Here is a 26,856-nt window from a genome sequence, read left to right as displayed (position 1 = left end):
TCACTTGGCCAGCCACGCCTGGAACTTTGCGTCCAGATCGTCGCGGTTGTCGGCCCACCACTCGTAGTCATAGATGTGGACGTTGCCAGCGTTGGCCGGATCGGTCGGCATATGCGGTGCCATGTCGATACCGAGTTCGGCATGCATGCCGACCAGCGGGGCCGACGACTTGCGAGCCGGGCCATACGAAATGTATTTGGCCTGATCTGCCAGACGCTGGGTGTCGGTGGCGAACTTGAGGAAGTCCATCACACGAGCTTTGCGGTCCTCGGGCAGACCCTCGGGAACGATCCACCCGTCAAGGTCGAACGATTGCATGTCCCAAAGCATACCAATCGGCTGGCCCTGTTCGGCAATCGCCGAGAACAGGCGGCCGTTGAAGGTCGAGCCCATCACAACCTCGCCATCGGCCAGAAGCTGCGGGGTTTCCGCACCGGCGGTCCACCAGACAACCTGGTCCTTGATGGTGTCCAGTTTGGCCAGTGCGCGGTCGACGCCTTCTGCCGTGCCGAGCACGTCATAGATGTCTTCCTTGGCGACGCCATCGCAGTAAAGCGCCCACTCCATGTTGTCGATCGGACGTTTCTGAAGCGAACGTTTGCCCGGATAGGCTTCCAGGTCGAACACGTCACAGATGGACGACGGCGGGGTGTCGCCAACCATGTCGGTGCGATAACCGAATGTGGTCGAGTACACGATCTGCGGTGCAAAACAGTCCGATACCAAAAGATCGCCAAAATCTTCCGATGCCGGGGTGCCATCGGGCGCTGCCGCCAGGTCCTCGTCCGCGTTCAGCTCCATCGCCAGGCCTTCGTCGCACAGCCGCATCGAGTCCGATGCAACCACGTCAACCAGGTCCCATGTGATGTTGCCCGCTTCGTTCATGGCGCGCAGTTTGGCCACCGCTTCGGCCGAGCTTTCGTCCCAGATGATTTTTACATCGGGGTTTGCCGCCAGGTAGGGTTCGACATAGGCTTTCTGCTGGCTGGCCTGATACGCGCCACCCCAGGAAACAAGCGTCAGCTCGTCCGCCATGTCCGCCGCAAATGCCGCCGGTGCGACCAGTGCAGAGGTCGCCAGGGCAGCGGTGAATTTACGAAGTGTCATATTTCTCGCTCTCCTTGTTGAAGTCTTATGGTTCTGAAATTGTGCCCCGCCGATCGAAGTCGGCGCTGGCACAGGGTCAAGCGTCCAGCGCCCGACAATCGTCGGGAAGCCAGCCGATCTCGATCTGTTGGCCCGGTTGCAGGCGCACCTGGTCGGGTGCGTTCCGGGTCTTGATGATGAAGTCCTCGTTTCCGGCAACCCGCAAACGGGTGCGGAAGATGTCGCCCATGTAAATGAACTCAAGCACTTCCGCCTTCAGTGTATGGACACCTTCTTGCAGGCGGTCCTTGTTGTATTCCACCCGCTCGGGACGGATTGACACGCGGGTCCGTTCACCCGGCTTCGAGACGTTGATCGGCTTGCAGTCGATCAGTTCTCCGCCGTCGAGCTGTACCAGCGCGCGGCCGTCCTTGATGTCCTTGATCACGCCTTCGAGCGTGTTGTTTTCACCGATGAACTGGGCCACAAAACTGTTCTGCGGCTGTTCGTACAACTCATCCGGCGGCGCAAGTTGCTGGATCCGGCCATCGTCAAATACGGCGACTCGGTCCGACATGGTCAGTGCTTCAGTCTGGTCGTGGGTCACATAGACGGTGGTGATGCCCAACTCGTGCGCCAGGTGGGTGATCTCGAATTGCATCTTCTCGCGCAACTGCTTGTCCAGCGCGCCAAGGGGTTCGTCCATCAGCACCAGTTCGGGTTCAAAAACCAGCGCGCGGGCAAGTGCCACCCGTTGCTGTTGGCCACCCGACAACTGAGCCGGGCGGCGGCCACCAAAGCTGCCCATTTCAACCATGTCCAGCGCGCGCTTGACCTTTTCCTCGCGTTCGGATTTGCCCATCTTGCGGACTTCCAGCGGGAACGACAGGTTCTCGGCGATGGTCATGTGCGGAAACAGCGCATAGTTCTGGAACACCATGCCGATCCCGCGTTTGTGCGGTGGAATGTTGTTGATCGAAACGCCATCCAGACGAATGTCACCATGGGTCGCGGTTTCAAAACCCGCTAGCATCATCAGGCAAGTCGTCTTGCCGGACCCGGACGGGCCGAGCATGGTCAGGAACTCGCCCTTGGGCATGGTGAGGTTCAGGTCTTTGACGACGAGCGTTTCGCCATCATAGCTCTTCTGGACGCGTTCGAATTCAACGAACGCATCGTTTGAAGTTTTGTTAGCCAAAATCGGCTCCCCGTTTTTTGATCCGTCAGTTGGTCTGCGGTTATCGACTCTAGGTAAACATACGAGGCTAGGGTCGTGCAACCAATTGCTGGACGTGGATTTGAAATCGACGTTCAAGAAACGAAAAACGACAGCAAGGCAGGCATTTATGCAAACAATTGCGACAAGACTGGACGCGAATGATATTTTCCCCCAACTTTTTCTCACAAGGCGCGCCGAGACGTGAAAGACGCCCTGATACAGGTGAGAATCGACCATGACGGGACAGAACATTCCCTTTTCAATGTCGGAATATGCCGACCGGCTGGCCCGCACACGGGCTTCGATGGAGCGCGCCGGGCTGGACGCGATCTTTGTCACCGACCCGTCGAACATGGCCTGGCTGACGGGCTATGACGGCTGGTCGTTCTACGTTCATCAAGGCGTGATCCTGACCGGTGACGGAGATCCAGTCTGGTGGGGTCGTTCCATGGACGCCAATGGCGCGCGGCGCACCGTCTGGATGCCGGATTCTGCGGTGGTCGGCTATGACGACGGCTTTGTCCAATCGACCACGCGCCACCCGATGCAGGACCTGGCAACCCGGTTCGGTAACCTCGGCATAAAGGGCCGCGTCGGGATTGAAATGGAGAACTATTACTACTCGGCCAAGGCCCATGACGCCCTGACGTGTGCCGTCGATGGCGTCGAACTAGTCGATGCGACCGGGCTTGTGAACTGGCAGCGCGGGATCAAATCCCAAGCCGAACTTGGGTTCATGCGCAAGGCTGCACGCATTTCCGAAAAACTGGTCGACGGTTGGCTGGAGCGGGTCGAACCGGGCATTCCAAAAAACCTGATCGTCGCCGAGATCATGCGCGACGCAGTGACCGGCGTGGGCGACGACTGGGGCGATTACCCCGCCATTGTGCCGCTGCTACCATCAGGAGCGGATGCCGTGGCACCGCACCTGACATGGGATGGGCGCCCTTTCCAGACCGGCGAGGCGACGTTTTTTGAACTCTCGGGCTGTTACCGCCGCTATCACGCGCCGTTCTGCCGGACGCTATACTTGGGCACCCCGCCCGACGACATCCGCCGTGCCGAAGCCGCTCTGGTAGAGGGGCTGGAGGCCGGTCTGGACGCCGCCCGTGCGGGCAACCGCGCCTGTGACATCGCCAACGCCCTTGCCGGTCCACTGGAACGCGCTGGGATCGAACGCGGCGCACGCTGTGGCTATCCTGTTGGCCTCAGTTATCCCCCTGACTGGGGCGAACGCACGATTTCGCTGCGCGCCGAGGACCAGACGATCCTTCAACCGGGCATGACATTCCATTTCATGCCCGGTCTCTGGATGAAAGACTGGGGGCTTGAGATCACCGAAACCATCCTGATCGGTGAAAGCGGACCAGCGGAAACACTGTGCAACCGCCCTCGAAAACTGTTCGTAAAATCATGAGTCTACTTGACCAGACCAAGGCCATACTCGGCGACCTTGTTGGTTTTCCGAGCGTGTCCTCGGACAGCAACCTGGACATCATCGCCTATATCGAGGCGCGGATGCGGGCGATTGGGGCGCGGACCCTGGTCCTGCCGAACGACACCGGGGAAAAGGCCAATCTTTTTGCGTCGATCGGGCCAGATGTTCCGGGCGGCTTGTTGCTGTCGGGCCATACGGATGTGGTGCCTGTCGAAGGGCAGGACTGGACCACCGACCCGTTTGTGATGCGGGAAGAGGACGGGCGGCTATACGGGCGCGGCACCTGCGACATGAAAGGGTTTCTGGCCGCCTGCCTTGCGATTGCCCCAAACATGGCGGCACGCGACCTGACCGCGCCCGTGCATTTCGCCTTTACCTATGACGAGGAAGTCGGTTGTCGCGGCGCGCGTGCGCTGGTGCCCGACCTTGAAGCGCGCGGCATTCGCCCCGAGATGGCACTTGTCGGAGAACCGACGCTGATGCGTGTGATCGAGGGCCACAAGGGGTGCTGCGAATACACCGCCCGCTTTTCCGGGCTTGAAGGTCATGGTTCGGACCCGTATGTCGGTGTCAACGCCGCCGCCTATGCCGCGCTCTATGTTGGCAAGCTGCTGGAATTGCGCGCGGAATTGGACAGGGGCGTCCCCACCGACAGCCCCTTCCACCCGCGCCAGACCACCATCAATATCGGACGCATCGAAAGCGGCACCGCCCATAATGTCATCCCCGGCAAGGCCGAAGTCGATTGGGAAATGCGCCCAGTCCGCCCCGAGGATGCCGATTTCGTGCGCGAACGGATCACCGCCTTTGTTGCCGATGACCTCTTGCCAGCCATGCAGCAGGTCTTTCCCGAAGCTGATATCGAGACCGAGATCATTGGCGAAGTCGCAGGTCTGATCCCTACCCCCGCGAACAAGGCCCGCGACCTTGTCATGGAATTGACCGGCGCAAACGGGGCCGACCTCGTGCCGTTCGGGACCGAGGCCGGACTGTTTCAATCAATGGGCACCGACACCGTGATCTGTGGTCCCGGCAGCATCGAACAGGCGCACAAGCCGGACGAGTTCGTGACCCTCGACCAACTGTCCGCCTGCCTGCAATTGCTGGAAGGTCTGGCAGACCGGATGACCCGACCCGCCACCTGACAATCAGGCCGCCTTGAAAAGGTCCTGCGCCTTCAACTGCTCCAGACATTCGTCCAGCGCAATGCGGGCGCGGGTGATCAGCGTGTCGATATCCGCCTTCGAGATCACCAAGGGCGGCGAAATCACCATACGGTCATTGACGTGGCGCATGATCAGGTTGTTGGCGAAACTGCGTTCACGGCAGATGTATCCAACCGTTCCGGCCGGCGACGCAAAGGCGGCGCGGTTCGCCTTATCCGGCGAAAGCGCGATTGAGCCCATCATGCCGGAAATCACCGCCTCACCGACCAGCGGATGGTCGGCCAGGGACTCCCATTTCGCCTTCAGATAAGGGGCGGTTTCGGTGCGAACGGTGTCGACGATCTTTTCCTCTTCGAGGATACGCAGGTTCTCAAGCGCGATAGCTGCGGCGACCGGGTGGCCGGAATAGGTATAGCCATGGTTGAATTCGCCGCTGCCGATGACCTTTGCGACCTCATCCGTCACAATCGACCCGCCGATAGGCACATAGCCCGACGACAGCCCCTTGGCGATGGTCATCACATCCGGGCGGATGTTCAGCGTCTCTGACCCGAACCAGTTGCCGGTACGCCCGAAGCCGCAGATCACCTCGTCCGCGATCAAAAGAATTTCGTATTTGTCGCAAATGCGCTGGATTTCCGGCCAGTAGGACGCCGGGGGTATGATAACCCCGCCCGCGCCCTGGATCGGTTCCGCGATAAAGGCGGCGACGCGGTTCTCGCCCAGTTCCTTGATCGCTGTTTCCAGCTCTTGCGCGCGCATCAGACCAAAGTCTTCCGGGGTCATGTTGCCGCCCTCGGCGTACCAATGGGGCTGACCGATGTGGTGAATGTCCGGGATCGGCATGCCGCCCTGAGCGTGCATGTAGCTCATTCCGCCCAGGCTGCCCGATCCGACGGACGACCCGTGATAGGCGTTGTGACGGGAGATGATAACCTTCTTGTCGGGTTTTCCCTTCATGTCCCAATAGGTGCGCACAAGGCGGATATTGGTGTCATTGGCTTCCGACCCGCTGCCGGCAAAAAACACGTGGTTCAGATCACCGGGCGCCAGTTCCGCCAGCTTCGCCGCCAACGCGATGGCGGGCACGTGGGTGGTTTGGAAGAAGGTGTTGTAATAGGGCAGTTCCCGGATCTGACGCGCGGCAACCTCTGCCAGCTCCTCGCGACCATAGCCGATGTTGACACACCAGAGACCCGCCATGCCGTCCAGAATGTCATTGCCTTCAGAGTCGCGCAGCCACGATCCCTTGGCGCCGGTAATGACCCGCGCGCCTTTTTCTGCAAGCTCGCCCTGAGCGGTGAAGGGATGCATGTGGTGGGCGGCGTCCAGTGCCTGCAATTCGGCGGTCGGCATGTGATTGGTGATCATGTTCATCGGGGGCCTCATTTCGCAAAACGACGCGCGGGAATACGGCGTCGAACAATTGCCGCCAAGAATATGATCAAATTTTTTCCTGTCAATCGCCTGTCGATCAGGCGGTGGCGGGATAAAGCGCCTCGCGGATCTGAACCATGCCCTGAATCACGTCTTCACGGATGGCTTCACGGGCTTTTTCGACATCACCCAGACGCATTGCGTCGATAGTTTCCTTGTGCCGGTCGGGAAGGTTCTGGGTGCCCATACGTCCGCAGACCACCCGCAATGACGGTCCGAATCGCAACCACAGCCCATCCGCGATCTGGGTCAGGATCGGCGCAGCGGCAATGGCATATAGCTGTGCATGGAACTCGTAATTCAGACGCAGATAGGCCGGGATATCTCCATGCTCGATGGCACGATCCAGTTGCAGGTCCGTGGCTTCTAGCGCAGCGATCTGTTCCGCCGTCGCACGCTCGGCGGCCCGTTGCGCCAGTGCGGGTTCAAGCGCTTCGCGGGCGATGATTAATTCGTCAACATTGCCCGCGTTCAACTCGGGCACCGTGACACGACGATTGCCTTGAAACTCAAGCGCGCCCTCGGCGGTCAGGCGGCGAATCGCCTCGCGCACAGGTGTCATTCCAGCGCCCAGTTCCGTCACCAATCCCTGGATAGTGACCGGTTGGCCCGGTGTGAAGTCGCCAAACAGGATCGACTCTCGCAGTTGATGATAGACCTGCTGATGCGCGGGCGCGGGTGCCGTATTATTGCTGTCCTGACCGACATTTGCCGTTTGCATCACACTGCCCGTTTTTCAAGCGATCGCTGATCGCGTTTCTTCTGATTCCACCTGAATACCGCGCCGCAGCAAGGCATTTACGCAATGATATATTGCCATACGGGGAAAACTTGATCAAATTGTTCTCGCCAACACAACGCATCGGGTCAACCGGTGTCCAACGGGAGATTGATATGAATCGCAGAATCGCAACCCTTGCGGCAACCGTCGCCATGACCGCGCTGGCGGCGCAGGCGGACGAGGTCAGGGTCTATAACTGGTCCGACTATATCGACGAGGAACTTCTGACCAAATTCGAAGAAGAGACCGGCCTGAAGCTGATCTACGACGTCTTCGATTCCAACGAAGTGCTAGAAACCAAAATGCTGGCCGGCGGGTCAGGCTATGACGTGGTGGTCCCGTCGGGCACCTTTCTGCAACGTCAGATTTCTGCAGGTGCCTTCCAGAAGCTGGACCTGTCGAAACTGCCGAACCACGGCAACATGTGGGACGTGATCCAGGCCCGCACCGAACAATACGACCCCGGCAACGCCTATTCGATCAACTACATGTGGGGAACCACCGGGATCGGTTATAACATCGGCAAAGTCACCGAAGCCCTCGGCGAAGATGCGCCTCTTGACAGCTGGTCTCTGGTGTTCGATCCGGCCAACATGGAAAAGCTGGCCGAATGCGGTGTCTATTTCCTGGACGCCCCGGCCGAGATGATCCCGGCGGCTCTGAACTACATCGGTGAAGACCCCGACAGCCATGATCCCGAAGTAATCGCCAAGGCAGAGGCGGTCTTTGCCGCCATTCGCCCCTATATCCGCAAGTTCCACAGCTCGGAATACATCACCGCGCTTGCCAATGGGGACATCTGCGTGGCTGTCGGCTGGTCGGGCGACGTCTTCCAGGCGCAGTTCAGCGCGTCCGAAGCCGAAAACGGTCACGAGATCGACTATTCGATCCCGGTAGAAGGCGCACAGATGTGGTTTGACCAGATGGCGATCCCGGCGGATGCACCGAACCCGGAAGGCGCCCACGCCTTCATCAACTTCATCCTTGACGCGCAAAACTCGGCCGCGGCAACCAACTATGTCTGGTATGCGTCGGGCAACAAGGCCGCCCAAGAGTTCATCGATCAGGAAATCCTGGACTATCCGGCGGTCTATCCTGACGAGGCGACGCTTGAGAAGCTGTTCACAACCACGCCGTACCCGCAAAAGGTGCAGCGCGTCGTGACCCGCCTGTGGACCAAGATCAAGTCGGGCACCTGACCCCGTCAATTCAAAGCCCGCGCGACCCAAATCGCGCGGGCTTTTTGTATCCAACAAGGACCTCGCAACATGGCCCAGACTGTTTTCGAACCGTGGAATGACCCGGATGCGAAACCCATCATCCAATTCAAGAATGTCACCAAGCGTTTCGGCGACTTCACCGCAATCGACGACCTGACGATCGACATCTATGAAAGGGAATTCTTTGCCCTTCTGGGGCCGTCGGGCTGTGGCAAAACGACCATGATGCGAATGCTCGCCGGGTTCGAGACACCGACCGATGGCACCATCCTGTTGCAAGGCAAGGACATCGCGCCGATCTCGCCGAACAAGCGCGCAGTCAACATGATGTTCCAGTCCTACGCGCTGTTTCCGCACCTGTCGGTCTGGGAAAACATCGCTTTCGGTTTGAAACGCGACAAGATGGCCAAGGATCAGATCGCGGCGCGGGTTGATGAGATGCTGCGTCTGACCCGGCTTGAAAAATTTGCTCGCCGCAAACCGCACCAGATTTCCGGCGGTCAGCGGCAGCGGGTGGCGCTTGCCCGCTCGCTGGCCAAGGCACCGAAACTGCTTCTGCTGGACGAACCTTTGGGCGCGCTCGACAAAAAACTGCGCCAAGACACCCAGTTCGAGCTGATGGACATTCAGGAAAAGACCGGAACGACTTTCGTGATCGTGACCCACGATCAGGAAGAGGCGATGACCGTCGCCAGCCGGGTCGCGGTGATGGACCACGGCAAGATCATTCAGGTCGCCACCCCCGCCGAGATTTACGAGACTCCGAATTCAACTTATGTCGCCGACTTCATCGGGGACGTGAACCTGATCGAGGGGCGCGCCGAACAGGATGGCGACAAGGTCCGCGTAGCCTGGGCCGAAGGCCAACCCGCGATCGTCGGCACCACCACGCGCCAGTTTGACAAAGGCCAGACCTGCCATTTCGCAATCCGCCCCGAGAAGGTGGCGATCACCGCGACCAAGCCGGAAAACATCGCCAACGCGGTCAAAGGGAAGATCCACGACATCGCCTATCTCGGCAATATCTCGACCTATCACGTGGCGCTTCCTAACGGTCACATGATCAAGGCGCAGGCCGCCAACAACCGCCGCCTGTCGCGCCGGTCTTTCACCTGGGAAGACGATGTCTGGCTCAGCTGGACGGACACCGCCGGTGTCCTCCTGGAGCGGTAAGCCATGCGTCGTTTTACCCTGATCGCGATCCCATATTTCTGGCTTCTGGCGCTGTTTTTGGTGCCGTTCCTGATCGTCCTGAAAATCTCGCTTTCCGACACGGCGCTGGCCATTCCGCCCTATATGCCTTCGCTTGACCTGTCCGAAGGCTGGGCCGGGTTCATGGCCTTTCTGACGGAGCTGGATTTTGAGAATTTTGTCTGGCTGACAGAGGATGACCTTTACTGGAAGGCCTATCTGTCGTCGCTTCAGATCGCGTTTTTTTCGACTGTTCTGACCCTGATCGTCGGTTATCCCATTGCCTATGCCATGGCCCGCGCACCCGAGGAATGGCGCCCGACATTGCTGATGCTGGTGATCCTGCCGTTCTGGACGTCGTTCCTGATCCGCGTCTATTCGTGGATGGGTATCCTCAGCCAGGAAGGGTATCTGAACCAGGCGTTGATGTCGCTTGGCCTGATCTCGGAACCGCTGATTATCCTGAACACCAATATCGCGGTCTATATCGGCATCGTTTACACATATCTGCCATTCATGATCCTGCCGATCTATGCCGCGCTGGAGAAGCTGGACGGCAGCCTTCTGGAAGCCGCCGAAGACCTTGGCTGCAGCCGTGCTTCGGCCTTCTGGCTGGTGACGATACCTCTGTCGAAACAGGGTATCATCGCGGGCTGCTTCCTGGTGTTCATTCCGACCATCGGTGAGTTTGTGATCCCGTCGCTTCTTGGCGGCTCGCAGACACTGATGATCGGCAAGGTCCTGTCGGAAGAGTTCTTCTCGAACCGTGACTGGCCTGTGGCCTCGGCGGTGGCAATCATCCTGCTGTTGATTCTGGTGATCCCGATCATCCTGTTCCAGCGCAACGAGCAGAAGCAACGGGAGGCCGAGAAATGAGAAAGCTCACGTGGTTCAACGTCACCTCGCTGACACTTGGCTTTGCCTTTCTCTATCTGCCGATGGTCATCCTCGTGATCTACAGCTTCAACGCCTCGAAGCTGGTCACGGTCTGGGCGGGGTTCTCGACCAAATGGTATGCCGAACTGTTCCAGAACCAGGCCTTCCTTGACGCCGCATGGGTCACTTTGAGGGTTGCGGTGGTCAGTTCGACCTTTGCCACCATCCTGGGCACCATGGCGGCCTACGTCATGGTGCGGGCCGGGCGTTTCTATGGCCGTACGCTGTTTTCCGGCATGATCTATGCCCCGCTGGTCATGCCCGAGGTGATCACCGGCCTATCATTGTTGCTGTTGTTCATCGGCATCGGCCTTGATCGCGGCATCCTGACAATTGTCCTCGCACATACGACCTTTTCGATGTGCTACGTCTCGGTTGTCGTATCGTCACGGCTTGTCAGCTTTGACCAATCGCTGGAAGAGGCCGCGCTGGACCTGGGCTGCTCACCCTGGCAGGCGTTCCGGCTGGTCACTTTACCCATCATCGCACCTGCGGTGATTTCGGGTTGGCTATTGGCCTTTACACTGTCGCTGGACGACCTCGTGATCGCGTCCTTTACGTCGGGGCCTTCGGCGACGACCCTGCCGATGAAGATATGGTCCTCGGTCCGCTTGGGTGTGAACCCGCAGATCAACGCCCTGTCGACAATCATGATCGCAATCGTAACCGTGGGCGTCATCACCGCCTCGCTGATTTCGAAACGAGCGTCAGTGCGGGCGCTTGAGGATGAACAGGCAGCGGCGCGGACCTGATGCGTCGCATCCTGAGCCCGCACGCCTATTCGGACGCACCGATCGCGGATTGCTTCTGGGCAGACTCCGTGCCTCTTCCCGACTGTGCGCCGCTTGCCGGGGACAAAGTCGCGGATGTGGCCATCATTGGTGCCGGGTTCACCGGGTTATCGGCGGCCTTTCGGCTGGCAGAAGCCGGAAGGGATGTTGTCGTCCTTGATGCCAAGCAACCCGGGTGGGGTGCTTCGGGACGCAATGGCGGGTTCTGCTGTATCGGTGGCTCAAAGGCATCCGATACAGCACTGACTGCCCGGGTCGGGTCCGAAGGCTGCCGCGACTATCGACTGGCAGAGCGTGACGCGGTGCTTTTTGTTTCGGACCTGATCGACCGGCTGGGGCTGGATGTTGACCGCCACTCAAAGGGCGAAACCCTGCTGGCTCACCGCCGCCGCGATTTTGAGGCCATGAAGAGAGAGGCCGCCGGCGTCGAAACGCTTTATGGCGTAGCACCCGAACTGATCGAAGCCCGCGACCTGCCGGCCCATGGGATGGCAGGTTCATTCCACGGGGCCATGACCACACCCATCGGCTTTGCGCTAAACCCGCGCAAATACCTTGTCGGGCTTTTGACCGCAGCCCAGAACGCCGGTGCCTGTGTTCATGGCAACACAGGCGTCACCTCGGTCACTCGGACGGGCGCAAGCTTTGCCCTGCTCACCGAACACGGCACTGTCACGGCGGGTCAGGTGATCGTGGCAACCAACGGCTACAGCGCGGAGGACATCCCCAACTGGATGAGCGCCCGCGTCCTGCCCGCCCAATCCAGCGTTCTGGTCACGCGTCCAATCACGCCGGCAGAACAGGAACAACAGGGCTGGACGTCACAACAGATGGCCTATGACAGCCGCCGCCTGCTGCACTATTTCCGCCTGATGCCGGATGGCAGGTTCCTGTTTGGAATGCGCGGCGGAATTCGGACAAATGCATCCGCAGACCATCGCGCCCATGCCCGCACTCGTGCCGATTTTGAGCGGATGTTCCCCGCCTGGCGACACATCGGCGCGCCCTGGCACTGGTCCGGTTTCGTGGCTCTCAGCCGCGATCTGACACCCTTTGCGGCGTCTGTGCCGGATCAGCCCGGCCTGCATGCCGCCTTTGCCTATCACGGCAATGGAGTCGCCATGGGCAGCTATTCCGGCGCGTTGGTTGCGGACACTGTTCTGGGCAGGTCAGAGTTGCGTTATCCCGAGGTCATGAAAGCCCCGCCGGGCCGTTTCCCGTTCGGTTCGCTGCGGCGTGTGGCATTGGCGCCGGCATATCTGGCTTACGGGTTGGCCGACCTTTGAAGCGCCACCAGTTCCAACCCCATTGCCCGGGCATAATCGGTCTCACCCCTTTCAGCCTTCCACGCGCAATAGGCTGCCATGCGCCAGTGATACAGAGGTTTGAGGCTTCGGTATCGGGACTCGACTGCAGCATTGCCATAGGCCGAAAAAAACGCCCTTTCGTCCTCATTTGACAGTGGCGATCCGCCGTAGAGAACCTGCATGGCCGGGGAAAGAAAGATGGCGATGTCCTCGCACGGATCGCCAACCGCGGGGCATTGCCAGTCGATCGCGACCAACCCCGCTGATTCTGAAACAAGGTTCGACGGCACCAGATCGCCATGCAACAGGCACGTGGTTTTGGCGGGAGGAACATCCGCGATGCGCGGCATTGGCGGCAACGTGTTTTGAGCTACCCGCGCCGCGACCTCGCGTGCCGTCTGTCGCAATCCGTCGGCTCCGGTTGGCACATGACGCAAACCTGCTGGTGCCTGTACCTTATGCAGCCGGGCCAGGTAGTGCCCAACGTCATTGGGGTGAAAGCTGGCCACAGCACCGGGCACATGTTTGTAAAGAAGACAAAACCCAAGATCGGTGCCGCATCCGCCGATCGGCTTGGGCGCCAGACCAGTGTCTACGAGATGGGATAGCGTGTTCAACTCGGCATTGCCGTCATTGGGAAACAGTGGGTTGTCGCTATGTGTCGGAAAAAGTTTCAGCACCGCGTCGCCATCGGAAAGCGCCCCGCGCAACAACCAGATGCGATTGCTTCGCCCCCCTTCAAGAGGGATGAAGTCTGACGGCCGGGCGTCTATCCCGAACCGGGCCAACACCGGCGCAAGTGCGGTCGCAGATTTGTCCAAGAAGCAGTCCGGCACACCCTATCCACCCGAAATCGCCAATTCGAACGGCGGCCACAGCCGCCCCTTTGCCCTTTGCAAAATAGGCCAGTCAAAACGACATCCTTGCTCAGATGATCCGCCGCAACCCGTCGCTTAGGTGACGGACAGCATTAGGGCAGACCGGGGTGCGGCTCAACCCTTCAGCGCGGTTCGCGCAACGACAACACGTCCCCTGCGGCCACCATGACGCCCGTGCCGGTTGTAAGCATTGGGCCATCCGCGCCAATAACCGCCTCTTGCACACGAGCATATACCGCAGCCTGGCGTGAATCGATAATCTCTCCAGCCGCGCGGTTTTCGACCGTGAAACTGTAGGTCCCGTATAGGACCGGGTTGCCGTTTGTGTCGATGCCATTCCAGGTCATGCTGCGTGTTCCTTCCGCGATGGCAAAGCGGCCGACCTCGGACCCCGCCTGATCGCGCACCACAAGATCAGCCGAATCCGCCGCGGCCAGCCGGTCGACGGCGACCTCAATCGGCTGCCCCTGATAGGCGGCAGGCATAACCGCCTGCACCTCCATCCCGACCCAGCCCGACAATTGTGAGATATTGGTCATCGACATCAACGTCCCCATGTCGCGCAGCAGATCGTTTGTCAGGACCTGCTGCTCAACCGATGAAAACGTCGCCAGCTGCATGGCGAATTCACTTGAGTCCATCGGGTTCAGAGGGTCCTGATTCTGCATCTGGACGGTCAGCATCTTGAGAAACGTCTCAAAATCTGACGCCAGCGCCGAATTGCCGTTCGCGTCGGAGGTCGAAGCCTCGGACTGAGGCATACCCGTCGCCGCTGCCTGTGGCTGTGTGGCCGAAGAAATCATCTCAGATCCTCATGTCCATGGCGCCCTCTGCGGTAACCGGGCGTTGCCGCGGTTTTAACGAGTGCATTATTGCATCCTCAATTTCTGATAATGACGAGTCTTCATGAGTCCGATCCGCCGCGTGCTGTTGTCCCGATGGGCCGTGTTCGAAGGAAAATGACAGGTTGGAATAACCGATGTCGCGGAACTCGCGCGCCAATTGGTCGATGTGCCTCCGCATCAACTCAGCGGTTTCGCCACGATCCGCCACAATCGAGACGGTCAAATGCGTATCCCCGCCGGTCAGCGTCATGCGCACCGCCCCCAATTCCTCGGGATTAAGGCGAATCTCGACTGTGCCTCCGGCGCGCTGAACCGCAACTTCGGCGATCTGCTGCGCAACCGCGCGGGCAGCCTCGGCATGCGACGGAGCAACCGGGGTTGGCACCACATGGCCAGGTGCAACTGTCATGTCAGGGCCACGTGCTTGCAGTACGGTCAAAGGCAGTTCCTCGGCCAAATCTGGGACCGCGACATCCGGCGCGGAACTGGGCCCCGCCGGGGACTTGGGTAGGGCACTCTCAATTTCAACTGCGTTCGATGTGGACGATACGACGGTGGGACGGTGCCTTGGCGCCAACCCAGCCAACTCAGCATCTTTGTTGGACGCCCAATGGATGCTTTCCCCATATTTGTTCATCTTCCCAAGGCCAATATCGGGCACAGCACGAAGCTCGACGTCCGGCGCTGTCCGATCATCTCGGCCCGTCGCAGCTTTGGGCGCAGTTGAGTTATTCGGACCCGCCCCGCTATGCACAAGATCCCCAAACGCTCGATCCAGACCGGCACGGGTGGCGGGTTCCGGCGCAACGGCCACCGCCATGGCCCGTGCACCCCCCCGCTCTGTCTGCGTGGGCAGCGCGTTTCCAAACTGGGGTTCCTTCCCGTTTTCTCGCCCCACGACCAGCCCAACAGACCGCGCGCCTGCCATAGGTTCGGGCAGCACCCGGCGGACGGACCACGATACGTGCTCAAAATCCCTGGCCGTTGCCTGAAACTGGTTGGAACCAAAGTTTGCTTTGGTGCCATCCGTTTTTGTTGCTGACGGGGCGGTTTGGTCGATTGGGTTTTCCCGCAGCGCTGTTTGCGCAAGACGATGCGGCGCAGCCTCCGTCAACAAAATAACTCCTTCCGACACGGGCTGGTATTTTGCGAACGGATGAACCTCGCGATCGACCCCCACGTGCGTTGTCTGTTCGCGATTTGCCGGCTGTGCCGTCGCATCATCACCTGCGCGAACCGGGCTGCTGCGCGCCCAATCATCCGTCTGTGAAACCGCCTGCTGCGGCTCTGAAATGGCACTTATGGCAAACGCTTCAGCCTCAACGCCCTCGCCGCCTGCATCCGTGTCGCTCCGACTTGCACTGGCATGCGAAGCCACATGCGAATGGACCCGCAAGCGGGGCTTTGATGCCGCCAACATCGAATCACCGTTATCGCCTGCGAAAACCTCTGGTCCATTGGTCGTGGTTTTGTCGATCAATGCTGGCAAAAGCACCTGATTGATCCCCGGATTTTGTTGGTGCTTTTCGTGTAGGCTAGGAAGCGAGACGGGTTCGGGTGCATGATACTGATCGCGTTTGTCCGAGGCTGGGGTCTCAGCCTCAGAGAGCCCACTCCCTGATAAGGTAAGATCGACTTCCTCATCCACCTCAGGCAATCGTGCAAAGATGAGATCAAACGTATCGTCACCAAGCGCAGTTGCGAAAAGCGCAACCTCTGCGCCTGCGCTCGCGCTTATCGCGGTCTGACTTCCCGCCCCCTGAACATTTCCAAACATGATGACTCCGCGATTTCTTCTGCGACTTGGCCAAATATCGCGGCAAGCGGTTACCAGTTCTTTACTGGCGGCAGTGCATTTTCAGAGAAACCGATCAAATTGGAGGTAACCGTGAATCCAGTGTCACTTGGCCCGGTCATTCCCGGCGCAATGCTGCGGGCAGACCCGTTGCGCGTCGCCGCACAAGAACTTGAGGCGGTGTTCCTTTCCGAAATGCTGAAATCCGCTGGCCTTGGCGCGATACCAAATGCTCCGGGAGGGTTGGGTGAGGAACAGTTCGCGTCATTCCTGCGGGATGCCCAAGCGCGTGACATGGTTCGTGCTGGTGGATTGGGGCTTTCCGAGATGTTGTATCAAAGCTTGCTGGAGGCAGAGAATGGCCGGAACTGATCAAATTCTGGAATTGGACACTTTGTTGGACCTCGAACACCAGGCGTTGCTGGGGGGCGACCTGGATCATGTTGTTCGCCAGGCCAAGACCCGCGAACGACTGTTGGCAAATCTCGGCAAGTCCGTCGGAACACGGCGCCTGAGCGGACTGAAGTCGAAGTTGATCCGCAATCAGAACCTGCTCGAGGCCGCGATGGAGGGGCTGCGTTCGGTGCAAAACCGAATGGCCAACATGAAAGACGTCAGAAACGCGCTTCAGACCTACGACCCGACCGGGCAGGTCAGCCCAATTGACACGCGCGTGGACGCCAGGTTGGAACGCCGGTTCTAGCGGAAATTTTCATCAAATGCCCCGCAATCTGGGCTTTTCGTTTAGCACTCCATTAGCACTTCGCGCGCCAATGTGACCCCGCATCCGAAATCGGGTGGCGCCTGTCCTGGGTCCAGGAGGCAGCAGTCAGAACGACATTTGGTCCACCCGGCGGGTGGGGAATTGCAACGCGGCGCAAAGCGCCGCTTTTGATGGGAAAGTGCTATGTCCAGCATTCTGACAAACAACAGCGCGATGGTCGCGCTTCAAACACTGAAAACCGTAAACTCGAACCTCGCCAGTACGCAGAATGAAATCTCGACTGGCAAAAGCATCTCCACGGCCAAGGACAACTCGGCGATCTGGGCGATCTCCAAGGTCATGGAATCCGATGTCGAAGGATTCAAGTCGATCTCGGAAAGCCTGTCCCTGGGGCAGTCGACAGTGGCCGTCGCGCGACAGGCCTCCGAAACGGTCACCGACCTTCTGACCCAGATGAAAACCAAGATCGTCGCCGCACAGGAAGACAATGTCGATCGCGCCAAGCTGAATGCCGATGTCACCGCGCTCAAGGATCAGATCAACTCGGTTGTTTCCGCCGCGCAGTTCAACGGCTTGAACCTTGTTGACGGCTCCACTGCCAGCGCGTCGATCCTGTCTTCGCTTGATCGCGATTCCTCGGGCAATGTGACCGCCTCGTCGATTTCCGTCTCGGCACAGGATCTGTCAACCGGGGGCTATACGGCCAAGGCTGCATTTACCGGAACCGATGGGGTGTCCGCAGATAACGCGGATGCATTCGGCTTCTCGCTTGATGGCACGGGCGGTACGGATGACGCAGGCACGATCGTGATCACCGACCCGACCTATGCGGCGGGTGACAAGATCACCCTGCGCGTAGGTGAGAACGAGGTATCTTATACGGTCACGGCCGAAGATGTTGCCTCAACCACGCCGGAGGACATTATCGCGGTTGGGCTGAAGGCTGCGATTGAATCGACCTCGGCAGAAGTCACCGTCGACTACGACAGCGGTAGCCCGGGCACACTTACGATCACCAACACCGGCGCGGATTCGGTCCAGATCAGCGGCCAGTTCACGAATGCCGGCTCTGGCGCACTGGGGGCGTTGGCTTCCATTGACGTGTCCACAGGCAGCGGAGCAAGCGCTGCACTTGGGTCGATCGAATCGCTTATCAACACGGCAATCGACGCCTCGGCTGCTTTCGGTTCCGTCGAACGTCGCCTGGACACCCAATCAGACTTCGTCTCGAAACTGACGGATTCGCTGAAGACCGGTATCGGCACAATGGTCGACGCCGACATGGAAGAGGCATCGGCACGTTTGCAGGCGCTACAGGTTCAGCAACAGCTGGCAACACAGTCGTTGTCGATTGCGAACCAGGCACCGCAGTCGCTGTTGTCGCTGTTCCGTTAACCGCCATTTGGGCCGTAATCCGGCGCAGTTTCGCGCTGCGTCGGACGTCCACTCCCTGCACGACCGATCCAAGGACAACGCCACGTGACTTATCCCGCTCTTAAATCGAATCCTTACGCAGCTGCGGCGACCCATACCGCGACACCGCGCAGCCTTGAATACCAGGTGATCGCCCGCGTTACACGCCAGCTTCGCCAATCGTCTGAAAGCGCGAATTTTTCAGCGCTTGCCACCGCTGTTCATGACAATCGCCGTCTTTGGAACCTGCTGGCCACCGATGTCGCCGATGCCGCAAACAGCTTGCCGCAAACGTTGCGGGCGCAGTTGTTCTATCTCGGTGAGTTTGTTGCCGCGCACAGTGCGCGCGTGTTGCGTGGAGAGGCGGATGTTGCGCCGCTGATCGAAATCAACACGATGGTCCAGCGCGGCTTGCGCGGAGAAAGGGCCGCAGCATGAGCGGCCTTGTTCTGAAACTTGGCCCGCGGGAACGTCTGCTGATCAACGGGGCTGTGATCGAAAACGGGGATCGGCGCAGCCGGCTGTCGGTGGTCACGCCCGAAGCCAATATCCTGCGCCTTCGCGACGCGATCCATCCTGAACAGGCCAACACGCCGGTGCGCCGACTGGCCTATGCTATGCAGCTCGTCCTGTCGGGAGACAGCGACGCGGGAGAGTGCCGGCTTCAACTCTTGCGTCGGATCGAGGAGCTTAGCCGTATCCTGACTGACAGCGACAGCCGCAAGCAACTTGCCATCGCAACCGACGCGGTGCTGGAGGGTGCGCATTATCGCGGATTGAAGGCGGTCCGGACATTGATACCGCGGGAAGACCGGCTTCTTGCGGCGCGCAGCCACTGATGTTCCAGCCGGTCATCATAGGATCCGGCATGGCGGCTTTCGGATTGCTGAAACGCACAATGCCGCGACAAATGCAAACCATGTCGGCCGACCCGGTTCTGCAGCGCGATACCACCTATTTTAGAAACAAAATCGGGTCGATCACATCCGCCCGCGACCTCGTTGCGGACCGACGCCTGTTGACAGTCGCGCTTGGGGCTTTTGGTCTTGCCGATGACATCAACAGCAAAGCATTTGTTGAGCGGATTCTAACGGACGGGACCGCTGGGCCGGAGGCGCTGGCAAACCGCTTGACCGACAAGCGATACCGCGCAATTTCCGACGCTTTCGGGTTCGGACCTTTTGCAATCCCCCAGACCGCGCGTTCCGGTTTCGCGGACGACATCATCGCGCGGTTCGAACGTCAAAATTTCGAAACCGCTGTTGGTGATGTGGATGAAGCCATGCGACTGGCGTTGAATGCCGAGCGCGAGATTGAAGAGATTGCGCGCGCCGACACCAGCGCAGATGCCAAGTGGTTCACCCTCATGGGCTCGCCCCCCCTGCGCAAGGTCATGGAAACCGCGTTGGGGCTGCCGGGTTCATTCGGCAAGCTGGATATCGATCGGCAACTGACCGTGTTCCGCGAGAAATCGGACAAGATTCTGGGGGCTGGCGAGGTCGCGGATCTTGCCAGCGCGGACGGAATCAAAAAGCTTGTCCAAAGATTTCTTACCATGACGCAGATCGCGGATGATGGCGCAATGAGCCCGATGCAGATTTCACTGACCCTGCTGCAGCATTAAGGGCACCGTCACTATTTGGAAGCGGCGGATTTTCGTAGGATCAGATCAAGACGGTCAAAAGCACGGCCTATTTCACCCTTCTCCTGAAAAAACGTATCCAGATCGTCCCACGCGCGCATGGCCTGGTCCAGGACGGGATCATTGCCCGCCGCATACAACCCAGCCCTGATCATGGCCGCCGAGGCATCATGTGCCCCAAGCAGGCGCCGCACCTGAGAAATCAGTGCATTCTCGCGATCATCGGCGCAGCCGGGCAAGCTGCGCGAGACCGACCTTGAGATGTCGATGGCCGGAAAACGGCCGCGTTCGGCGATGTCGCGGCTGAGAACGATGTGCCCATCCAAGACGCCGCGCAGGATATCGGCCACTGGTTCTTCCAGGTTCGAGCCCGCGACAAGAACAGTAAAAACGGCAGTTATGTCACCGCAACCTTCGACCCCCGGCCCCGCCCTTTCACAAAGCGCGGCAATACGGTGCGCGACCGAAGGCGGGTGTCCCCGCAACGCCGGAAGCTCACCTGCCGCGAGCGCCACTTCACGATGCGATTCCGCCAGCCGTGTGATCGAATCCGCCAGGAACAGAACGTGTCGACCCGCATCTCGAAAATGCTCTGCGATCCGCATCGCGGTGGCGGCACACCGCCGCCTCACAAGAGGGGATTGATCCGAGGTCGCGGCGACGACTATTGCCCGCTTCATGCCGTTCACGCCAAGCGTCTGTTCGACAAATTCCCTCAGTTCCCGCCCGCGCTCACCGATCAGCGCGATGACCACCACGTCGCACTCAATGCCTGTTGCAAGATCCGCCAAAAGCCTTGTCTTGCCCACACCCGATCCAGCGAAAAGCCCTACCCGCTGCCCGCGCACAATGGGCAAAAGTGTATCAATGGCGAACAAGCCGGTTTCCAAGCGAGCGCCAAGTGGCTTGCGGGACATTGCGGGCGGTGCATCAGTCCGCGACATGGGCGGAACGGAACCGGGCAATAGCGGGCGCCCGTCCAGTGGTACCGCGTCAGGGTCGATCACACGACCCAACCAGCCATCGCTTGGAACGATATCAGGCGGTGCAAACAATTCGACCCGGTCCCCGATGGCAAGCCCCTCAAGGCCGGAATCCGGCAAAATCGCAACCTCGGGATCGCGCAACTGCACTGCTTCGCCGGTCACCATGCGTCCGTCACGCTTGCGGATTTGCATCCTGTCGCCCACGGCCGCCACGGTGGCCAATCCTTCCGCGCGCACAAGGTTTCCCTCGACCGCGCAGACGCGCCCCATGTCCCGAACAGGGGAAATACCGCGCAGGGCAGTGCTGAACGAGGTTTCGGTTGCTTGCGACACGGGACTCACCGGCTTTTTCGGTAAGCCTGGCAAAACGACGTTAACAGGTGGTTGACGCAACCCGGTCAAACCCGGATCAAGAGGCATGGGCGAAACTTTGGCAGCTTCCATTCCCCGCGTCCTGATCCTGGGCGCGAACGGCCGCATCGGTCGCCTGCTGCGGCTCGTCTGGGGTACTGGCGCGCGGTTCCAACTTGACCCGGTCTGGCAATGCCGGAACCCGGTGCAAGGCGATAGCACACAGTGCATTGCGCTGGATTTCATGGCCGACCCGGACGGGTTGATCAAAGCCATGACCGGAAGCGATTGCGTTCTGGTCCTTGCCGGGGTCACTCCGGGACTTGGGGTCGCGGAAGCCCGATTCGCCGACAATTCCAGGATCGCCCAGGCAGTGCTGGATGCGGCAATGATTGCGAAACCGGCGCGCGTCTTTCTGACGTCATCCGCTGCGGTCTATGGCGTCGCCTCAGCAGGACTAGATGGCCATGCCGAAACCGGTGCCACGCAGCCCGCAGCACCCTATGGCCTTTCGAAGTTGCATATGGAACAGGTCGCCGCAGCCCACCCGTTTGCACGCACCACATGCCTGCGGATCGGCAATGTTGCCGGGGCGGATCAGCTTCTTGGACCAGGGCTTCGATCGCTGATCGCACTGGATGTTTTTCCCGGCGGAAATGGGCCGCTCCGAAGCTATCTTGGCCCCAAAGCCCTGGCCGACATATTGGCCAGCCTGATCCGCGCGCCCATGCCGTTGCCACCCGTTCTGAATGTCGGGGGCGACGACGCGGTCGACATGCTGGATCTTGTTGTTGCTGCGGGAATGAGGATTCAGCGTAGGGACGCCCCCGACGGTTTGCCGGAACGGGTGGCGCTGGACACCCACCTGTTGCAACGGCATATCACCCTGCCCAAAGGCACGTCAGACGCCGCAACAATTGTGCAGGACTGGCAGGATGTCACCAGAGGGAACGCGATATGAAACGTCTGATCGATCTGATGCTGGCGCTGATCATGGGTCTATTCCTGGTGCCTGTCATCCTGCTGATCGCGGGCCTTGTGCTGATCCTTGACGGAGCCCCTGTGTTTTACGTGGCAGAACGGATGCAGGCACCCGGCCGGCCCTTTCACTTGTGGAAGTTCCGAACGATGACACCCGACATTGCTGACCGCGGTGTCTCGGGCGGGGACAAGGCGCGGCGCATCACCCGATCCGGGCGCATTCTCAGAAAGCTTCGACTTGATGAGCTGCCACAGATCTGGAACGTCATCCGCGGCGACATCAGTTTTGTCGGCCCACGCCCGCCCCTACGGGTTTACGTCGAGGATTACCCCGACCTTTATGCCCAAGTCCTGCAATCGACACCGGGGATCACGGGACTTGCGACCCTTGTCTTTCACCGCCATGAGGAATGGCTGCTGTCCGCTTGCACCACTGTCGAAGAGACCGACCGCGTCTATCGCCAGCGCTGTATCCCGCGCAAGGCGCAGTTGGACCTGATCTATCAGCGCAACCAGTCGGTCTGTTATGATCTTCTGCTGATCTGGCGCACCTTCGCCAAGGTTTTCCTTCGGTAAACGAAAACCGCGCACAGAAGGAACAAAACAGAAACCATTTTTAAAGGAATCACGCCTAGGGTCGCTTCATCCAATCGAGGGAGAAGCCCCGATGTTCCAATCGCTTGAAGTATTCAAGATTTCTTCGGCAATGGCCAGCCACGCCGCAACACGTCAGGCCGTCATCGCCACCAACATGGCCAATGCCGACACACCCGGTTACGTCGCCCGCGACATTGCCGATTTCAAGACGGCACTGGATGCCGCAGGCGATGGCACGTCCATGCGCGCTACCCGCACCGGGCATCTGTCGGGCGGTTTAGGCATGCATGAGCTGTCACCACAGAACGCCGCCACCCCGGAAAACCCAAACGGCAATGCTGTCTCGATCGAGGAAGAGATGGTGAAAGCGGTGAACACCCAGCGTCAGCATGAACGGGCACTAGCGGTCTATAAATCCTCGCTGACCATTCTGCGCAGCGTCGTGGGAAGGGGGTAAGGTATGAGCGATTTCTCAAACGCCCTTACCGTCAGTTCAAGCGGGCTACGGGCGCAGGCAGAACGCCTGCGCTTCCTATCCGAAAACATCGCAAATGCCGATACGCCGGGATACCGGCGCAAGACCGTCAGCTTTGAACAGGCATTTGGCGGACCCGATGGCATGGTCAAAACCGGACCTGTCGAGCTGGGGCGCGGGGCGCTCGAGAAAATCTATGACCCCGCACATCCCCTTGCCGATTCCAGTGGTCACTACATGGGATCAAACGTGGATCTCGTGATCGAGATCGCCGACGCCCGCGAAGCCCAACGCAGCTATGAGGCAAATCTCAAAATGTTCGATCAAACCCGGCAGATGTCGTCGGCGTTGATGGACCTGTTGCGCCGCTGAAGGAGGGGATAATGGATATTGCCAACAACATCGCCGCCCAGGGTTATGCCGCGTCACGCCCTGCCACGGCCCCGAAACCGGAAAGCCCGGAAACGGGTGGTCTGCACCAGGCGGCCAAAAGCTTTGCCGACACGCTGCGTGAAGGCGAAAACATCGCAATGCAGTCGATGACTGGCGGGGCCGATCCGCACAGTCTGGTTCAGGCATTGGCCCAGACCGAACTTGCCGTCGAAACCGCCGTTGCGGTGCGCAACAAGGTGGTCGAGGCTTATCAGGAAATCCTGAGGATGCCGGTCTGATGGATGAATCGATCTTTTTTGACACGCTGCAACAGGGGCTTTGGGTCGCCGTAGTGATCTCGATCCCGGTCTTGACGGTAGCCCTGGTTGCCGGCGTCGCAGTTGGTCTGTTCCAGGCGCTGACATCAATCCAGGAAATGACCCTGACTTTCGTGCCGAAACTGCTGGCCATCGTGGTTGTGTTCTGGATGTCGATGAGCTTCATGACTCAAACGCTTGTCGGTTTCTTCCACGGCCGCATCATTCCCTTGATCGTGGGCATCTGAGATGGACAACGCCACCTATACCACCCTGACCCGGCAGGCGGGGCTGATGCGCGAGATGAGCGTTGTCGCCAACAATATCGCCAATGCCGCGACCACCGGGTTCCGGCAGGAGGGGATGGTCTTTTCTGAATATGTCCGCGCGATCGAAGGCGGCCCGTCGCTGTCAATGGCCACCGCTGGGGGGCGGCATATCTCGGATGTGCAGGGGCCGCTGCAGCAGACCGGCGGGCAATTTGACTTCGCGATCGAAGGTACCGGTTTTTTCCGCGTCGAAACGCCTGAGGGCGACCGCCTGACCCGCGCGGGCAGTTTTTCCCCGAACGCGGCTGGCGACCTTGTCACCGCAGAAGGGTTCCGTGTGCTCGATGCGGGCGGAGGAGCGATTTTTGTGCCGCCGAATGCGACCAATCTTGCCGTGGGCACCGATGGCACGATCAGTTCGGACGGCCAACCTATCGCGCAGATCGGCCTGTTCCTTCCCGAACGCCCCGAGACGCTGACCCGTGCAGGCGGCACCGCGTTCACCGCCGACGGTGAGCTGGTCCCGGTTTTCGACGCCCGCATCCTTCAGGGGTTTGTCGAAAACTCGAATGTCGACACGGTATCGCAACTGGCGCGCATGATCGAAGTCCAGCGCGCCTATGAAATGGGTCAGGGGTTCCTCGACAAAGAGGATGACCGAATCCGCAACGCGATCAAGTCACTGACAAGATGAGGTAACCATGCGAGCACTCAAAATCGCCGCGACCGGAATGAGCGCGCAGCAGATGCGGGTTGATACGATCTCGAACAACCTCGCCAATATGTCGACGACGGGCTACAACGCCCGCCGCGCCGAATTTGCCGATCTGCACTATCAACAGCTTCAGCGCCCCGGCGCGATCTCGGCCGCAGACGGCAGCGTATTGCCAACAGGCGTTCAGGTCGGCCTTGGCGTCCGCCCCGCCGCGATTTCCTATACCTTGACCCAAGGATCGCTGACCCAGACCGGCGGTGACCTGGACATTGCCATCGAGGGGGCTGGATTCTTCGAGGTCACCCTGCCGTCGGGCCTGTCGGCCTATACCCGCGACGGCGCGCTGAAGCGTGGGCCAGACGGGTTGATCGTAACCTCGGACGGCTATGGCATCGCGCCCGAGATCACCATACCGCCCGACGCAAGAAGCATCTCGATCAACACACAAGGAGAGGTCTATGCCCATTTCGTCGACGCCACGGAAGCCGAGCTTCTGGGCCAGTTCACTCTGGCCAGCTTCACCAACGCAATGGGGCTTGAGGCCACCGGCAGCAACCTGTTCCTGGAAACCGAAGCTTCGGGTCCGCCGGTTCTGTCTACACCGGGCGAGGACGGGCTTGGAGCGTTGCGGCAGGGATATCTCGAAGACTCGTCCGTAGACGCGGTGCGTGAAATCACCGATCTGATCGAAGCCCAGCGCGGTTACGAGTTGAACGCCAAAGTGATTTCCGCCGCCGACCAGATGCTTGGCACAACGGCGCAGGTGCGGTGATGCGCTGGATAGTTGCCCTGATCCTGAGCGTCGCGCCCGCGCTGGCCGAAACCGTGGTCGCCAATACCGTCATCCGTGCCGGCACGCTCATCACCCCGGCGATGGTCCGGCTCGACCCGGCGACAGTGCCCGGCACCCTGAATGCGACCGAACTCGCGGTCGGTTTGGAAACCCGCGTCGCCATCTACCCGGGCCGCCCCGTCCTGCCCGGTGACCTTGGCCCGCCTGCACTTGTAGTCCGCAACCAGATCGTGCCGTTGATTTATGCCCGCGGCGGGTTGTCGATCCAAACCGAGGGGCGATCACTGGCGCGAGCCGGTGCTGGCGAGCGGGTCCGCGTCATGAACCTGTCCAGCCGGACGACCGTGACCGGATTGGTGCAGGCGGACGGCTCCATTCACGTTGAAAACTGAGGTTTCGATGCAACAAAAGATCATGCTTTGCGTTCTGCTTGTGACAACCGCCTGCAGTCGCGCAGACCACTTCGGCAAACCGCCGTCTTTCACCCCGACAATGAACAACAGCGAACACTACGCGATGATGAACCCGCCGATCCCGCTCGCATCGGACCGCCCGGTCGCGCGTGAGAAGGCGTCGCTCTGGAGCAAGAACCGGCAGTCGCTTCTTGGGGATCGTCGCGCGATGCAGCGCGGCGACATCCTGACCGTGGTGATCGAGATCGACGAAGAGGCCAAGATCTCGAACCAGACCAACCGATCACGGTCCGGTTCGGAAAAGATGGCGGTGCCCGCGCTGGTTGGCATACCTCAGGTCGCTGGGCAACACATGCCCGAAGGCAGTTCTCTTGACCCGGCGATCGATCTGAACTCATCGGGCAAAAGCAACGGCAGCGGCGCGGTGCGGCGGCAAGAAGAGCTGACACTGCGGATCGCCGCCACCGTTGTCGACGTTTTGCCCAATGGCATCCTGTCGATCGAGGGCAGTCAGGAAGTGCGGGTCAATTTCGAAATGCGCGAATTGCTTGTCACCGGTTTTGTCCGCCCCGAAGATGTGTCGCGCCAGAACCAGATCACCTATGACAAGATCGCGTCGGCGCGCGTGTCCTACGGTGGACGCGGCCAGATCACGGATGTCCAGCAACCGCGCTATGGCCAGCAGGCGCTGGACATGGTCCTGCCGTTCTGAGGCGCT

At 59.9% G+C, this 26,856-nt stretch carries 31 protein-coding genes; 23 read left to right on the top strand and 8 right to left on the bottom strand.

The window, feature by feature from the left end; translation table 11 throughout:
• Positions 1 to 1,107, bottom strand: a complete 1,107-nt coding sequence (locus JQ863_RS02405; protein WP_204112732.1) for an extracellular solute-binding protein — start codon at positions 1,105 to 1,107, stop codon at positions 1 to 3.
• Positions 1,108 to 1,183: 76 nt separating this feature from the next.
• The gene (locus tag JQ863_RS02400; RefSeq protein ID WP_204112731.1) at positions 1,184 to 2,284 is read right to left on the bottom strand and encodes an ABC transporter ATP-binding protein; all 1,101 of its coding nucleotides are present in this window, start codon (positions 2,282 to 2,284) and stop codon (positions 1,184 to 1,186) included.
• A 256-nt stretch (positions 2,285 to 2,540) separates the two neighbouring features.
• On the opposite strand from JQ863_RS02400, the gene JQ863_RS02395 reads away from it, so the two are divergent.
• Together JQ863_RS02395 and argE are read left to right on the top strand one after the other, a co-directional pair.
• Entirely contained in the window at positions 2,541 to 3,722 is a 1,182-nt protein-coding gene (locus JQ863_RS02395) for a M24 family metallopeptidase (protein WP_204112730.1), read from the top strand.
• A complete protein-coding gene (gene argE / locus JQ863_RS02390) occupies positions 3,719 to 4,888 on the top strand; it encodes an acetylornithine deacetylase (RefSeq protein ID WP_204112729.1) in 1,170 nt (389 codons plus the stop codon). The genes JQ863_RS02395 and argE overlap by 4 nt, the downstream gene beginning before the upstream one ends.
• A 3-nt stretch (positions 4,889 to 4,891) precedes the next feature.
• Here the strand turns inward: argE and JQ863_RS02385 are convergent, their stop codons facing one another.
• Complete coding sequence (locus JQ863_RS02385) at positions 4,892 to 6,286, bottom strand: aspartate aminotransferase family protein (RefSeq protein ID WP_204112728.1); 1,395 nt, start codon at positions 6,284 to 6,286, stop codon at positions 4,892 to 4,894.
• A 97-nt stretch (positions 6,287 to 6,383) separates the two neighbouring features.
• Positions 6,384 to 7,067, bottom strand: coding sequence for a GntR family transcriptional regulator (locus JQ863_RS02380; RefSeq protein WP_204112727.1), 684 nt, complete (start codon positions 7,065 to 7,067; stop codon positions 6,384 to 6,386).
• 173 nt (positions 7,068 to 7,240) lie between these two features.
• Here JQ863_RS02380 and JQ863_RS02375 point away from each other — a divergent pair, with 173 nt between their 5' ends.
• From JQ863_RS02375 to JQ863_RS02355, 5 genes are all read left to right on the top strand, one after another.
• Positions 7,241 to 8,326, top strand: a complete 1,086-nt coding sequence (locus JQ863_RS02375; RefSeq protein ID WP_204112726.1) for a polyamine ABC transporter substrate-binding protein — start codon at positions 7,241 to 7,243, stop codon at positions 8,324 to 8,326.
• 69 nt (positions 8,327 to 8,395) lie between these two features.
• The gene (locus JQ863_RS02370; RefSeq protein WP_204112725.1) at positions 8,396 to 9,520 is read left to right on the top strand and encodes an ABC transporter ATP-binding protein; all 1,125 of its coding nucleotides are present in this window, start codon (positions 8,396 to 8,398) and stop codon (positions 9,518 to 9,520) included.
• Between the two features lie 3 nt (positions 9,521 to 9,523).
• The gene (locus JQ863_RS02365) at positions 9,524 to 10,414 is read left to right on the top strand and encodes an ABC transporter permease subunit (RefSeq protein WP_204112724.1); all 891 of its coding nucleotides are present in this window, start codon (positions 9,524 to 9,526) and stop codon (positions 10,412 to 10,414) included.
• A complete protein-coding gene (locus JQ863_RS02360; protein ID WP_204112723.1) occupies positions 10,411 to 11,226 on the top strand; it encodes an ABC transporter permease in 816 nt (271 codons plus the stop codon). Before JQ863_RS02365 ends, JQ863_RS02360 begins: the two co-directional genes overlap by 4 nt.
• Positions 11,226 to 12,551, top strand: a complete 1,326-nt coding sequence (locus JQ863_RS02355; RefSeq protein WP_204112722.1) for an NAD(P)/FAD-dependent oxidoreductase — start codon at positions 11,226 to 11,228, stop codon at positions 12,549 to 12,551. The genes JQ863_RS02360 and JQ863_RS02355 overlap by 1 nt, the downstream gene beginning before the upstream one ends.
• On the opposite strand, the gene JQ863_RS02350 is transcribed toward JQ863_RS02355, so the two are convergent.
• The 3 genes from JQ863_RS02350 to JQ863_RS02340 form a co-directional block, all read right to left on the bottom strand.
• Positions 12,530 to 13,393: an aminoglycoside phosphotransferase family protein gene (locus JQ863_RS02350; RefSeq protein ID WP_204112721.1), complete on the bottom strand. Its 864-nt coding sequence runs from the start codon at positions 13,391 to 13,393 to the stop codon at positions 12,530 to 12,532. The two genes, JQ863_RS02355 and JQ863_RS02350, sit on opposite strands and share 22 nt — an antisense overlap.
• A 179-nt stretch (positions 13,394 to 13,572) precedes the next feature.
• Positions 13,573 to 14,211, bottom strand: coding sequence for a flagellar hook capping FlgD N-terminal domain-containing protein (locus tag JQ863_RS02345; RefSeq protein WP_204112720.1), 639 nt, complete (start codon positions 14,209 to 14,211; stop codon positions 13,573 to 13,575).
• A gap of 43 nt (positions 14,212 to 14,254) precedes the next feature.
• Positions 14,255 to 16,072, bottom strand: a complete 1,818-nt coding sequence (locus tag JQ863_RS02340) for a flagellar hook-length control protein FliK (protein ID WP_204112719.1) — start codon at positions 16,070 to 16,072, stop codon at positions 14,255 to 14,257.
• A gap of 111 nt (positions 16,073 to 16,183) precedes the next feature.
• Here JQ863_RS02340 and JQ863_RS02335 point away from each other — a divergent pair, with 111 nt between their 5' ends.
• The 6 genes from JQ863_RS02335 (at position 16,184) to JQ863_RS02310 (ending at position 19,851) form a co-directional block, all read left to right on the top strand.
• Entirely contained in the window at positions 16,184 to 16,462 is a 279-nt protein-coding gene (locus JQ863_RS02335) for a rod-binding protein (protein ID WP_338055471.1), read from the top strand.
• On the top strand, positions 16,449 to 16,793 hold the full coding sequence (locus JQ863_RS02330) for a flagellar biosynthesis protein FlgN (protein ID WP_204112718.1): 345 nt from the start codon (positions 16,449 to 16,451) through the stop codon (positions 16,791 to 16,793). Before JQ863_RS02335 ends, JQ863_RS02330 begins: the two co-directional genes overlap by 14 nt.
• Before the next feature lie 204 nt (positions 16,794 to 16,997).
• Entirely contained in the window at positions 16,998 to 18,209 is a 1,212-nt protein-coding gene (locus JQ863_RS02325; protein WP_204112717.1) for a flagellin, read from the top strand.
• Between the two features lie 84 nt (positions 18,210 to 18,293).
• Entirely contained in the window at positions 18,294 to 18,665 is a 372-nt protein-coding gene (flaF, locus tag JQ863_RS02320) for a flagellar biosynthesis regulator FlaF (RefSeq protein WP_204112716.1), read from the top strand.
• Positions 18,662 to 19,066 carry a flagellar biosynthesis repressor FlbT gene (flbT, locus tag JQ863_RS02315; protein ID WP_204112715.1) on the top strand — a complete coding sequence of 135 codons (405 nt, stop codon included), beginning with the start codon at positions 18,662 to 18,664 and terminating at the stop codon, positions 19,064 to 19,066. Before flaF ends, flbT begins: the two co-directional genes overlap by 4 nt.
• Before the next feature lie 71 nt (positions 19,067 to 19,137).
• Positions 19,138 to 19,851, top strand: a complete 714-nt coding sequence (locus JQ863_RS02310; protein WP_204112714.1) for a DUF1217 domain-containing protein — start codon at positions 19,138 to 19,140, stop codon at positions 19,849 to 19,851.
• 11 nt (positions 19,852 to 19,862) lie between these two features.
• Here the strand turns inward: JQ863_RS02310 and JQ863_RS02305 are convergent, their stop codons facing one another.
• Positions 19,863 to 21,188, bottom strand: coding sequence for a FliI/YscN family ATPase (locus JQ863_RS02305; RefSeq protein WP_338055470.1), 1,326 nt, complete (start codon positions 21,186 to 21,188; stop codon positions 19,863 to 19,865).
• Between the two features lie 85 nt (positions 21,189 to 21,273).
• Here JQ863_RS02305 and JQ863_RS02300 point away from each other — a divergent pair, with 85 nt between their 5' ends.
• From JQ863_RS02300 to flgH, 10 genes are all read left to right on the top strand, one after another.
• Positions 21,274 to 22,167: an NAD-dependent epimerase/dehydratase family protein gene (locus JQ863_RS02300; RefSeq protein WP_204112712.1), complete on the top strand. Its 894-nt coding sequence runs from the start codon at positions 21,274 to 21,276 to the stop codon at positions 22,165 to 22,167.
• The gene (locus tag JQ863_RS02295) at positions 22,164 to 22,763 is read left to right on the top strand and encodes a sugar transferase (RefSeq protein WP_204112711.1); all 600 of its coding nucleotides are present in this window, start codon (positions 22,164 to 22,166) and stop codon (positions 22,761 to 22,763) included. Before JQ863_RS02300 ends, JQ863_RS02295 begins: the two co-directional genes overlap by 4 nt.
• 91 nt (positions 22,764 to 22,854) lie before the next feature.
• Positions 22,855 to 23,241, top strand: coding sequence for a FlgB family protein (locus JQ863_RS02290; RefSeq protein WP_204112710.1), 387 nt, complete (start codon positions 22,855 to 22,857; stop codon positions 23,239 to 23,241).
• A gap of 3 nt (positions 23,242 to 23,244) precedes the next feature.
• On the top strand, positions 23,245 to 23,631 hold the full coding sequence (gene flgC, locus JQ863_RS02285) for a flagellar basal body rod protein FlgC (protein WP_204112709.1): 387 nt from the start codon (positions 23,245 to 23,247) through the stop codon (positions 23,629 to 23,631).
• A gap of 11 nt (positions 23,632 to 23,642) precedes the next feature.
• On the top strand, positions 23,643 to 23,930 hold the full coding sequence (fliE, locus tag JQ863_RS02280; RefSeq protein WP_204112708.1) for a flagellar hook-basal body complex protein FliE: 288 nt from the start codon (positions 23,643 to 23,645) through the stop codon (positions 23,928 to 23,930).
• The gene (locus JQ863_RS02275) at positions 23,927 to 24,196 is read left to right on the top strand and encodes a flagellar biosynthetic protein FliQ (RefSeq protein WP_204115031.1); all 270 of its coding nucleotides are present in this window, start codon (positions 23,927 to 23,929) and stop codon (positions 24,194 to 24,196) included. The genes fliE and JQ863_RS02275 overlap by 4 nt, the downstream gene beginning before the upstream one ends.
• A gap of 1 nt (position 24,197) precedes the next feature.
• On the top strand, positions 24,198 to 24,911 hold the full coding sequence (locus JQ863_RS02270) for a flagellar hook-basal body complex protein (protein ID WP_204112707.1): 714 nt from the start codon (positions 24,198 to 24,200) through the stop codon (positions 24,909 to 24,911).
• Between the two features lie 7 nt (positions 24,912 to 24,918).
• Complete coding sequence (flgG, locus tag JQ863_RS02265) at positions 24,919 to 25,704, top strand: flagellar basal-body rod protein FlgG (protein WP_204112706.1); 786 nt, start codon at positions 24,919 to 24,921, stop codon at positions 25,702 to 25,704.
• On the top strand, positions 25,704 to 26,117 hold the full coding sequence (gene flgA / locus JQ863_RS02260; protein ID WP_204112705.1) for a flagellar basal body P-ring formation chaperone FlgA: 414 nt from the start codon (positions 25,704 to 25,706) through the stop codon (positions 26,115 to 26,117). The genes flgG and flgA overlap by 1 nt, the downstream gene beginning before the upstream one ends.
• Positions 26,118 to 26,124: 7 nt before the next feature.
• On the top strand, positions 26,125 to 26,850 hold the full coding sequence (gene flgH, locus JQ863_RS02255) for a flagellar basal body L-ring protein FlgH (RefSeq protein WP_204112704.1): 726 nt from the start codon (positions 26,125 to 26,127) through the stop codon (positions 26,848 to 26,850).
• Positions 26,851 to 26,856 lie beyond the last annotated feature (6 nt).

The organism is Shimia biformata, assembly GCF_016888515.1.
Taxonomy (GTDB): domain Bacteria; phylum Pseudomonadota; class Alphaproteobacteria; order Rhodobacterales; family Rhodobacteraceae; genus Shimia_A; species Shimia_A biformata.
The sequence above is the reverse complement of the archived record's forward strand: the minus strand, read 5'-3'. Positions and strand labels throughout refer to the sequence as shown.